Source organism: Enterococcus sp. HY326 (genome assembly GCF_026157065.1).
Classification (GTDB): domain Bacteria; phylum Bacillota; class Bacilli; order Lactobacillales; family Enterococcaceae; genus HY326.
Map to the genome: position 1 here is coordinate 124,560 of NZ_JANLGQ010000007.1, position 10,925 is coordinate 135,484.

Below are 10,925 nucleotides of genomic sequence, written 5' to 3' on the forward strand. Positions count from 1 at the left end.
ACCTTCCTTTTTCTACATAAAACTAAGGGGTTCATTGTCGATTGATAAATACAAGCCCCGCTGCTGTTCCTTCTGCGATTCGCTGAGGATTTTTTCCAAAGCCTCAGCCAAATGTGGTTCTTGTTTGTATTTGATAATCAGTTGATAATAGTAACGATTTTTAATACGGGCTATTGCCCCGGGTGTCGGGCCTAAGAAAATACTATTGGGACCAAGAGCCTCTTGCAGCTGACGCGCCACTTGGAAAATTTTGCGGGCGGCGACTTCCTCTTCTGGATGATTAGCGGTAATTTTCACCGTGAAATAATACGGCGGGTAACCGCCGTGATGCCGCACCTTCATCTCTTGTTGGTAAAAGGCTTCGAAATTTTGCTGTTCCGCCAGCTGAATACTGTAGTGCTCTGGATTAAAGGTTTGAATCACTACTTCACCGGCTTTATGGCCCCGACCCGCCCGACCGCTGACCTGTGTTAACAGCTGAAACGTGCGCTCACTGGCCCGGAAATCCGGTAAATTTAACGCTGTGTCGGCATTTAGCACGCCGACTAAGGTCACATCTGGAAAATCCAATCCCTTGGCAATCATCTGCGTGCCTAATAAAATATCCGCCTTGTGACTGCCGAACTGCTGCAGAATTTTTTCATGGGCACCCTTGCGTCTAGTCGTGTCGACATCCATCCGCAAAATCCGAGCAGCTGGCAAAAGAGTTTGCAGCTCTTCTTCTACCTTTTGCGTACCAGTCCCGTAATAACGAATTTTATCCTCGCCGCAATTAGGACAGCGGTGGGGAATCCGTTCCTCATGACCGCAGTAATGACAGCGCATCGTTTTGGTATCCATATGTAAGGTCAACGAAATTTCACAGTTGGGACAAGGCAAGACATACCCACAATCACGACACATTACAAAGGAAGAATAGCCACGCCGATTTAACATCAGCACGCTTTGCTCGCCTTTGTCTAAGCGATCGACTAATTTTTCCAGCAAAATGCTGGAAAAGGAACTGGTGTTTTGTTTTTTAAATTCGTCCCGCATATCGATAATTTCAACAGTCGGCAACGTGGCCTGCGCATTGCCCCGCTTCGTTAAGCGCAGCAGCTGATAAACATTTTTTTGAGCCCGTGCTCGGGATTCTAAAGATGGCGTCGCACTGCCTAAGACCACCGGACACTTGTGATACTCTCCCCGCCAGATTGCTAAATCGCGGGCGTGATATTTTGGCGTCTCTTCTTGTTTGTAGCTGGCTTCATGTTCTTCATCAATGATGATTAAGCCGAGATTGCTTAAAGGAGCAAAGACAGCCGAACGGGCACCGACTACAACTTGGGCTTCCCCCCGTTCAATCTTGCGCCACTCATCGTATTTTTCCCCTTGAGACAAACCGCTGTGGAGCACGGCAACTTGTTCACCGAAACGCCCTTTAAAGCGTTCCACCATCTGCGGCGTTAAAGAAATTTCCGGCACCAGCATCATGGCGGTTTCTCCCCGCTCTAACACTTCGGCAATACTTTGCAGATACACTTCAGTTTTACCGCTACCGGTGATGCCCTCTAATAGGAAGACTTGCGCTTTTTTTTGCGCTTTGGCGGCTAAAATTGCATCGACGGCAATCTGCTGTTCGGCATTTAGCGTTAAGGCTGTCGTCTGAGTAAATTCCCGGTCTTTAAAAGGGTCCCGATAGCTTTCAATTTCTAAAAAATTCAGCCAGCCCTGCTGTGCTCCTTGATTTAAGACAGCAGTCGTTAAGCCCTGCTCTTTATACCATTTGACAGACTGCTGCTCTGTTACAGCTAGCAGCTCAATCAGTTGAATCTGCTTTAACGCATTTTTTCTCAGGCCGGCTTGAATTTCTTGTAATTGTTCTAGCGTGGCTTCCCGTTTCACAAAGCGCTCTGTTTTAACTTTATTTTTTTCATTGACATGATAGCGAATATCGACCTTGCCGGCTTTCCGCAAGTCCAGCAATTCTTTTAGAAGCCCCCGCTCTTCTGCCTCCTCCCACATGATTTCTGTAAAATTCGGAAAAAGTGCAGCCACTTGAGGGTCTTCTGTCACAGGCACGATACTCTTATGGTACTCGGCCTTTAGCACACTGGGCAGCATCGTTTGCAGACAAGTGATTTTAAAGGAAAAAGTTTGTTCCTTCATATAATCTGCTAAGGCCAGCTGTTCAGTATTTAAAACGGGCGCTAAGTCCAGCGTCCGCACAATAGATTTTAAGGAAATTGCCGAGGTCTCAGGTGATGAATCTTTGATTGCCACAACAAAGCCCTGCAGATGCCGATTGCCATTACCAAAGGGCACTTCCACCCGCATGCCCACCTGCAGCGTCTCCTCTAAAAAGGAGGGGAGAGCGTAGGTAAAAGGCTGGTCAGTCTGCATCGTCGGTACATCGACAATCACTTCTGCTACTTTTTTCAATTGTGGGCCACCTCCTCGTTTTCTTTTCATTATACCTTGTCTTGGCTACGCCGTTAACTAGAAACCTCTGACTGTCGGATTTCTCAGCCTAGCCTTAAAACGCACAAAAGAGGTTGCGCCACAAGACTTCGCCAGATGAGATTTCAACCTTGATTGCCTTTGTCCAGTGAACCACAGGGAAACAGACAGGAAACACCTGTCGCCTAAATCCCAATTGGTCCTTGTCACAAATTTACAATACTTCCTAGTATAAACTAGGAACGGCTCGGAAATATCCCTCTGCTTTTGCTTGTGTCACAACCTCATTTATTGCTTGCTTTATCTTTGTTCGTCACGAATTTTCGCTTCTAATTCTTTTTGTTCCCGATCTTTTTGCGCTTGCCGGGCTTCTTGCTCCATCTTCAAGCGTTCCCGTTTTAATTCAGGATTTGGATCACTGACCACATTGCCGGAATCAATTTCTTCCAAGGCTTGGCCAACGCTTTTTACAGATTCAAAATTGTCGACAGTGGCCTGCGCACCAGCATCTAATTCATGGGCCCGTTTGCTAGCCAAAATCACTAGGGAATACTTTGAGTTGACTTGATCCAAAAGTGAATCAATTGAAGGTTTTAACATCATAATTTTTAAATCTCCTTTAGCATTTTTACATATCGGCCAATTACCCGGTTCACACGGAAATGCTCACTGGCAATAATATCTTTAATTCTGGCAACCGCCAGTTCAACTTGATCGTTGACCACGGCATAGTCGTACAAAGCCATCATCTCAATCTCGGCTTTGGCAACCTCCATCCGTTTTTCAATCACTTCGCTGGCATCGGTGCCACGATTGACAATCCGTGATTTTAATTCGGCTAAATCCGGCGGGGTTAAAAAGATAAAGACACCATCTGGCACTTTTTCCTTCACCTGTGCTGCCCCTTGGACTTCGATTTCTAAAAAGACATCCTTACCTTCATCTAAAGTTTGATTGACATAGGTCAGAGGCGTGCCGTAATAATTGCCGACATATTCGGCATATTCCAGCATTTGACCAGCTTCAATCATCGCTTCAAATTCTTCACGACTGCGGAAATAGTAATCTACGCCATCGACTTCTCCCTCCCGCATTTGACGCGTAGTCATTGAGATAGAATATTGAAAGTCATTGTCATCACTTTCAAAAATCGCTTTGCGCACTGTTCCTTTGCCGACTCCTGAGGGGCCAGACAATACTATTAATAATCCACGCTCTGTCATGAGGACGTCCTTTCATTGGCTAATCTTTTTTCGTTTTATCTATTTTGCACTTTTTCCAGTGGTTTTTCAAGGTTTTCTTTTCAAATTGAAAAAATCGCTAGAATCCCATTAGAAGCCCATGTTAGAAAGGGCATTCACAACCCCCATAATCTCGTCATGGCGTTTGATATCCTTATCGATTGGATCAGCCACTTCATCAATGTCAATGCGGACGATAAAATTGCGATTTAAAACAATTTGCGTACCGTTATTGATTAAGATATGTAGCTCTTTGTCTGTCACTTTGGCACAGGCGTCCTGCCAGGTTTCAAAATCCGGCAGCTCTGAAGGGATACTTCTTTTAACTACACTTTGGCCGTTTGCTTGGTGGAATGTCACATCATAGTATTTCATTTTGGTTCCTCCTGAATTTCTGATTTTTATTCAACATTTTGGACTTGTTCGCGAATTTTTTCCAAAATAGTTTTCATTTGTACCACCCGATTTTTAATTTCAATCGGGCTTGATTTGGAACCAATCGTGTTGACCTCCCGATTCATCTCTTGAATCAGAAAATCCAATTCTCGACCGACCGGCTCTGCTTTGGTCAATAAATCTGACAAACTTTCCAGATGGATGGTCAGGCGGTCCAGCTCCTCATGGATGTCGCCTCTTTCAAGCAGCAGCGCCATTTCAGTCAAAAGCCGGTCTTCGGCCACATGATCTTCTAGCCAAGTTTTCAGCTTTGTCTCAAAACGCTGCCGGAAATCCGCTTCAAATTCGCTGACAAAGCTAGCCAAATCCTCTTTAATCACAGTGAAATCCTGTTGATATTGCTGCAGTACCTTTTGAATACCAACGCCTTCTTTTTGGCGGCTTTGATCCAAGCTGCCAATCGCCGCTTGCACCGTCGTCAACAGCAGCTCTTCCAATTCTGCGGCTTGATTAGTTTCCACAACTTTAATGTAATCTTCTTGGGTGACTAAACTTGGCAGTAAGGCTGCCGCCAAATTTTTAGTCTCAATCTGGCGATCCGTTAAGCCGCTGTCTAGGCGGTGCAGCAACTGATCCAGCAGCTCCCATTGAACCTGCACTTCTTTGCTGCCAGCTCCAACTTCCCGCAAATTGATATAAATTTCGATGCGGCCCCTTTGAATCTGCTCCTTCACCAATTGGCGAATCGAAAGCTCAAAAGGGTTGACTTGCTTCGGCGAACGAATCTGAACATCTAAAAAACGATGGTTGACACTTTTCATTTCAATATCCAACTGGTAATGCTGATCTGCTTGCAGGGCCTTACCAAAACCTGTCATACTTTTCATAAACCATGGACCTCCTTATTAATCCATCGCCTTAATAGCTGCTTGCAACGCCTTAAATTCTTCATTAGATAAGGTGACGCCTTTACCCATCTTTTCGTGATCTGGCGCCCAATCCCGCAAATCGAATTTTGCCGGGCGACCATTCCAACTAATTAAATTTAATTCTTTGCGCCAGCCCTTCGGATTTTCCGATAGGACAGCGATTTCTTCTAGGATTTCATAGGAAAACTCTTCTGCCATTGTTGTGATCCTCTCTTTAAATAAATTAAGTAGCAAACAAAAAATGCCATTAACGGGTTGCGCTGATAGGCTTGGGTCATCAGGGGAATAATCGTCTCATCTGACACCTGCCGGGCCGCCGATAATAAGCGATTGACCTGTTCCTCATCAGAAAAGGCCGCCGCTTGATAATACTTGGTCAGCCACTCGGTAATCGACAACTCTTGATATAGCTGAACCTTCTGCCCTGCTAAATTATTCAAAATTGCTGCCTTCATTGTAGCATAATCATAAATTTCTGTCGGGGCTACCGCAGTGTAACGGGCCGCCGATTCCAAGAGACTGCGGCCAACAGTTTCCCAGACGATTTTTTGACCATAAATCTTGCTGAAACGGTCGAGAAATTCTTTGCGCTCCATTTTTTTACCGGGGATAGCTGCCGTAAATTCCTGATAAAACTGCTGCCACTCTTTTTCCAAATCCTCCTCAGGCGAAAAGCTGTACCAAAAACCCTGCAAATTACCTAAACATTTGCGGGTCTCTAAATAACCTAACGTTAAATTACTTTGGGATCGCTCCGGTGAAAAAAGTAAGAACGAACCCAAACTCCAAGGCGAATGCAGGGTAAAAAGATTGACGCCTTCTGGTTGGCGCACCGGCTTTGTCAGCCCCGGACCTTTAATGTCCACCACAAAACAATCCGTCGCTCCCTTTTGATAGGCAATGTCGACGGGAATATTGTTGCGGTAACCGCCATCCATATAATAATTGCCGTCAATTTCCTGGAGGGCCATCGCCGGAAAAAATGAAGCCGAGGCCAACAGCCAAGAAACCCAGTCCTTTTGAAACTCCGGCTGATAGCTAATGCGGGTCTCCCGCAGACCGGCAATCGCCGTCGTTACAAATTGAAAATCAACTGTTGTCTCCCGCATTTTTTCAGCATCGTATAAATCCAGTAAAATGTTCCGCAGCGGCTCCGCCGAAACGCCACGATTTTTGATCGCCGATGTCGTCAAAGAACCGATTTGACTCAACAGACTCGGCAAGTTTTCCGACTGCTCGCTAGCTTTTGGAAACACCAGCACATGATCCGTCGACATCCTGTGCCACAAAGTTTTGGCGGCTGCCAAATCCCCCTGCGCAAACAGCGCCCCATTCAAGGCTCCCACTGAAGCTCCCGTCAAAATCTGAATCGGCACATCGCTTTCCGTCAGCGCCATCCAGACACCAACTTGATAGGCGCCGTGGGAACCGCCGCCGCCAAAAACTAAGGCATTTTTATAGATGAGTTTTTTGCTCAAGCCGCCAGCGGTCTCTTGGAAGCCCGCTTGTTTAAAAATATCATCTTGGAAAGACACCTGCCGCTGAGAAAAATCTAGTATTAAGTTTTTTTTGAAAAAAGAGCGGGCAACTTGTTCCACCACTCTTAGCAATTGTTTTTGCGAACGGCAGCGGAGCACTAGCAGATTATCAATAATCAAGGCTTCATTTGTTTTCTGATAGGAGAAAAAGAAATGGCAGCTGGCTGTTTCCACAACAGCCGCCAGCTTCCCTGACTGCGCCAACAGCTTACGGCGTGCTTCGCTGTGGCTGCCAAAAAAAGGCCAAACGAGTTGGCCTTGATTTAAACGATTTTTCCATTGGGTGTCTTCTGATTGATAAAGTGGCGAAAACTTCATATCCATCTCCTAGCTCTTCATTTGACGGTTACTTTTCAAATTAATCTGTGGCTATTAATACGTGTTGGCACTAATATCAAAGGCCGCCGTCATATCAGATGTAGCGTCTGCAATTGGCGTCACTGATGCCAATTCGCCCTGCACGATTAACCGATTGGTGCCGGCGCCATCGCCACAGGTCAGTAACGTCACGATTGTTCTGTCGGGAACATCATCTAAGACATATGAATCGGTCGGCTGCACGATTTCAATATTGTAAATAGTATAGGTATAAATATTTTCTAAATCGGTCAAATAAATAATTTCACCTTCAGAAACTCTCGTTAAAGGGCGGAATAATAAATCAGCATTAGCCGCACGATGACTGGCCAACCCATAATTGCCTTCCCCCATCACTTGATTTTCTTTGGTGGTGCCAGCGCCATAAAAAAGAGCATTGTACTCGACACCTTTAAAAATCGGCAGGTTAATCCCCACTGAAGGTACTGCTACCGCACCGATGACCGCAAAATCTGAATCAGAAAATTGATCTTGAATGACAGCCTCCGTGCTAATGGCTGAGACTTGATCATAATCAAAAGTCGCTTGGGCATCTTGATTTTCAACAATATCGTCCCGGGTATAATTACCAATTGAATATTGCTCGGTATTGCGAGCCATCAAAAAATCTTTAATCTGCTCATTAAAAACTAGTGCTAAGCCTGCAACTAATAACAGTAGTAGAAAAATATTCGACAGCCAACGGAATACCGGATTGCGTTTTTTCTTTTTACGGGATGACTGCGGCCGTTTAGCCGAAGCTTTCCTTTTTTTACTCATGACCGTTCCTCCTGTCGATTGCCCTTAAGACAACCAACGTTTTCTTATTGGTATTTTACCACATTTCCTTTAAGATTTCGTAAAACTGCACTTGTCACGAACAGTGTCAATTGACTGTGAAAAATCTGAAAAACTGAAATCATTTCCTTCACAAAAACTGAAATTTTATTTTCTTTTTTCATATAGTATCGATTCTTCCTCATAATTATCAGCCTAATGATAGAATACTGTTGACTTTTGTCTCCTTTGTAACAAAATCTTAAAAGAAAAGAAATACCTAATTTAATGAAAACAAGGTAGAATAGAATTAGCATAATCTAGGATGGGGAGGGGTTTATTTGAACAGCAATATTTGTGTCCACATCGACACATTGAATAACACCGTTTTAACGCGGGGCATCTATGCCAGCGACTTTTTTGCTGCCATCACCCACCAGCCTAAGAATTTATTATTATTAGATACCGCGACAACTATGGGGGAATTTGAATCTCATACCGGTATGAAAATGATTAAAGGAACCGAGGCCGTCATCAATTACGGCCAGCAATGGCAACGGCGGGGACCCAGCAGCCAAAACAAATGGATTGATTTTAATGATGTGACGATGCTCAAGGAATTAACACCGATTGAAATTTCTGAATTACTGTATCTTGGTCACACACAGCACCCGCTACGTTCACCCTTTTTCTATAAGCTTCAAAATAATTTTGTCTACTTTGACGGTAGCGGCTACTTTAGCAAAACCTATTACCGCTACTTAGATGAATTTTTCCAAGTCTTGGCGAAAAAAATCACAACAATTTTACAGCCGCGGGTCAATGAACGCCGCTCGATTTTCCGTCGCAGCAGCGCAGTTGAGCCGATTCCAACAATCCAGCTAAAAACCTTGAAGCATCTTTTTCAAGAGGGAATTTCCTTTAGCTTTGACAAGGCGGAATACACCAATCAATTGTTTAAAATACCCATTTACGTCGTGGAGGACCGCTTCTGGAAGTCACAATCGGCCCAAGCAAGTGAGCAGCTAGCAGCTTCGATTACCTACAACGCTAATGAAAAAAGCTGGCAAATCGCCATTGAAAATGACGATTTAAATTATTTAATCAACCAAAACGCAAATTAATTGCTCGCTAAAGCATATTATCTGTGATAAAGTAAATGCATAATTAAATACAACTTTGCAAAGGGGAGCCCTTGTGGCTGAGATTGAGTAATACTCTAAACCCTCGTACCTGTTTCGGTTATTCGAGCGTAGGAATTGTAATGGTCAGACGACACGTCCAACCTCTTCTTTGCATAAACCAAAGGAGAGGTTTTTTATGTCTAAAAAAATGGATATTCGGGTGTGGGTCGAAGGAACATTGGTGGCGGCCATGGCAATGGCCTTGTCTTTTATTCCGCTGCAATCATTAAACGCTAGTTTAGATTTATCACTGGGAATGGTCCCACTAGTTTTATATTCTTATCGCCGCGGCTTAATCCCTGGCCTGACAGCTGGTTTCGTCTGGGGGCTTTTAAGCATCATCTCCGGCAACGCACTGAAATATATGGTCTCAGTGCCACAAATTATCTTTGAATATCCCTTCGCCTTCGCTTTCGCCGGCATGGCGGGCATTTTCGCCCGCCAAGTACAGCAAGCCATCAGCGCTGACAAAACAAAAAAAGCCATCACATACGTTGTGATTGGCGGCATTGTCGCCGCCTTTTCCCGTTGGTTCTGGCATTTTTGGGCAGGCGTGTTCGTCTGGGGCGCTTACGCACCTGAAGGCATGAGCCCTTACTGGTATTCCTTCACACTAAACGGCGCCAGCTTTTTAATGAACGCCATCTACATCGCAGTTGTTTTAGGCATCTTGGTTTCAGTAGCTCCTTCGTTGTTTGTGGTGAAGACTGCTCCGCAGGTTTTTTCGGCGAAGAAGTAAGAGTGTCTAACTAACTGAAGTCTTATCCCGCTATTTGTATTCCCTCAGAAATCTCTAGAAAATTTACTGGCTAAGCCAAAAAAATCCCCAGCCTTTTCAGTTGTATAAGAAAAGGCTAGGCGTTTTTTTTACACTCGGTTATCATAGATTCTTGCTGTTACTCATGTTGGAATTCCTTCTGAACCAAACTCCACTGACAATAGCTGGCCGAAGTTTTCATTTTGAGCGGCAATATCTTGGGTATTATAAATTTCAAGTTCCTGGTTGGCATACTCGCTAGAATCTGCTATTTTTTCTAACCCTGCTGTCAAATCTTCTTCAGGAATAGCATAGAGTTCTCCAATTGTTTTTACTAGCTCATAAAAATCCGTACCAACATAGCTACCTGCACCGTCCCAGAAAATCATTTCAAAATATTCATGGCCAACTTTCTGTTGCTGACGATCTTTTAGATACATGTAATTTTCAGTAATATCAACATAGGATACAATAATCTCACCTTGATAAAACAATATTCGCTTAGTGGCATTAAGCTGATCTACAGAGGACTGAATTGTATATTCAGGCGCTGATATAGTGATATCATCTCCAGAGACTTCTGCTTGAGCCAGATTGGAAAGTTTTGTTGTTTATTCAGCTAGTTTCTTTTTTCATTTACTGATTAACAGATAGTAGAGGTGATTTTTTTTAAAATTCTATAGACTCTCCTTCCTCTAATATACGAACTTTAAATTTATAGGTTTCTCCTTCTGGTACTAAAGATTTATCTACAAAGAAACGGATTGCTGTATCTGAACTATTGGTAGAGGTATAGGTCGTACGATAATTCCCATCCAATCGCCCTGCCTCTATTCCTGAAAACGGTCCATACCAAGTAGTTGACCCTACTCTAATTGTACATTTTTTTACATACCCATTTGGAGACTCTAGTACAATTGTTTGATTTCGTCCAGAATGTATCGGCATCTCAAACACGTCAATATCCTTATCACTGTGAATTTTCCCTTGTACCCATTCATTCACTGCTATTTTCGTTGCTGTCTCCCCTGTATCTCCATGGTCATCTCCTTCAGGATCCAGTGTCTCTCCTTCTTCTAGTATACGAACTTTAAATTTATAGTTTTCTCCGACTGGTACTAGAGATTTATCTACGAAGAAACGGATTGCTGTATCTGAACTATTGGTAGAGGTATAGGTTGTACGATAATTTCCGTCTAATAGTCCTGCCTCTTTCCCTGTAAATGGTCCAAACCAAACAGTTCCTACTCTAATTGTATATTTTTTTACATACCCATTTGGAGACTCTAGTACAATTGTTTGATTTC

The 10,925-nt window shown here is 43.7% G+C and carries 12 protein-coding genes and 1 riboswitch; of the genes, 2 read left to right on the forward strand and 10 right to left on the reverse strand.

All coding sequences use genetic code 11. The features are described 5' to 3' along the window. Nucleotides 1-12 precede the first annotated feature (12 nt). From priA to ORH16_RS16500, 8 genes are all read right to left on the reverse strand, one after another. Nucleotides 13-2,421 (reverse strand): primosomal protein N', encoded by a 2,409-nt coding sequence (priA, locus tag ORH16_RS16465; RefSeq protein WP_265459976.1) that lies wholly within the window; start codon nt 2,419-2,421, stop codon nt 13-15. A gap of 318 nt (nt 2,422-2,739) precedes the next feature. Then, nucleotides 2,740-3,042 carry a DNA-directed RNA polymerase subunit omega gene (rpoZ, locus tag ORH16_RS16470; RefSeq protein ID WP_265459977.1) on the reverse strand — a complete coding sequence of 101 codons (303 nt, stop codon included), beginning with the start codon at nt 3,040-3,042 and terminating at the stop codon, nt 2,740-2,742. A 5-nt stretch (nt 3,043-3,047) separates the two neighbouring features. Continuing rightward, nucleotides 3,048-3,662: a guanylate kinase gene (gene gmk / locus ORH16_RS16475; RefSeq protein ID WP_265459978.1), complete on the reverse strand. Its 615-nt coding sequence runs from the start codon at nt 3,660-3,662 to the stop codon at nt 3,048-3,050. A gap of 108 nt (nt 3,663-3,770) precedes the next feature. Continuing rightward, nucleotides 3,771-4,055, reverse strand: a complete 285-nt coding sequence (locus tag ORH16_RS16480; protein ID WP_265459979.1) for a hypothetical protein — start codon at nt 4,053-4,055, stop codon at nt 3,771-3,773. A gap of 26 nt (nt 4,056-4,081) precedes the next feature. Continuing rightward, nucleotides 4,082-4,963 (reverse strand): YicC/YloC family endoribonuclease, encoded by an 882-nt coding sequence (locus ORH16_RS16485; protein WP_265459980.1) that lies wholly within the window; start codon nt 4,961-4,963, stop codon nt 4,082-4,084. 18 nt (nt 4,964-4,981) lie between these two features. After that, complete coding sequence (locus ORH16_RS16490) at nt 4,982-5,203, reverse strand: YdbC family protein (RefSeq protein ID WP_265459981.1); 222 nt, start codon at nt 5,201-5,203, stop codon at nt 4,982-4,984. Further along, nucleotides 5,173-6,867 (reverse strand): patatin-like phospholipase family protein, encoded by a 1,695-nt coding sequence (locus ORH16_RS16495; RefSeq protein WP_265459982.1) that lies wholly within the window; start codon nt 6,865-6,867, stop codon nt 5,173-5,175. Before ORH16_RS16495 ends, ORH16_RS16490 begins: the two co-directional genes overlap by 31 nt. A gap of 48 nt (nt 6,868-6,915) precedes the next feature. Continuing rightward, complete coding sequence (locus ORH16_RS16500) at nt 6,916-7,680, reverse strand: class A sortase (protein WP_265459983.1); 765 nt, start codon at nt 7,678-7,680, stop codon at nt 6,916-6,918. 338 nt (nt 7,681-8,018) lie between these two features. On the opposite strand from ORH16_RS16500, the gene ORH16_RS16505 reads away from it, so the two are divergent. Together ORH16_RS16505 and thiT are read left to right on the forward strand one after the other, a co-directional pair. Continuing rightward, a complete protein-coding gene (locus tag ORH16_RS16505) occupies nt 8,019-8,801 on the forward strand; it encodes a hypothetical protein (RefSeq protein ID WP_265459984.1) in 783 nt (260 codons plus the stop codon). 51 nt (nt 8,802-8,852) lie between these two features. Then, nucleotides 8,853-8,953: riboswitch (TPP riboswitch) on the forward strand. A 44-nt stretch (nt 8,954-8,997) separates the two neighbouring features. Then, entirely contained in the window at nt 8,998-9,600 is a 603-nt protein-coding gene (gene thiT / locus ORH16_RS16510) for an energy-coupled thiamine transporter ThiT (RefSeq protein WP_265459985.1), read from the forward strand. A gap of 161 nt (nt 9,601-9,761) precedes the next feature. Here thiT and ORH16_RS16515 read toward each other — a convergent pair whose 3' ends face one another. Next, nucleotides 9,762-10,112, reverse strand: coding sequence for a hypothetical protein (locus ORH16_RS16515; protein WP_265459986.1), 351 nt, complete (start codon nt 10,110-10,112; stop codon nt 9,762-9,764). A 175-nt stretch (nt 10,113-10,287) separates the two neighbouring features. Continuing rightward, a partial coding sequence (locus ORH16_RS16520) for a hypothetical protein (protein ID WP_265459987.1) occupies nt 10,288-10,925 on the reverse strand: 638 nt, incomplete at its 5' end.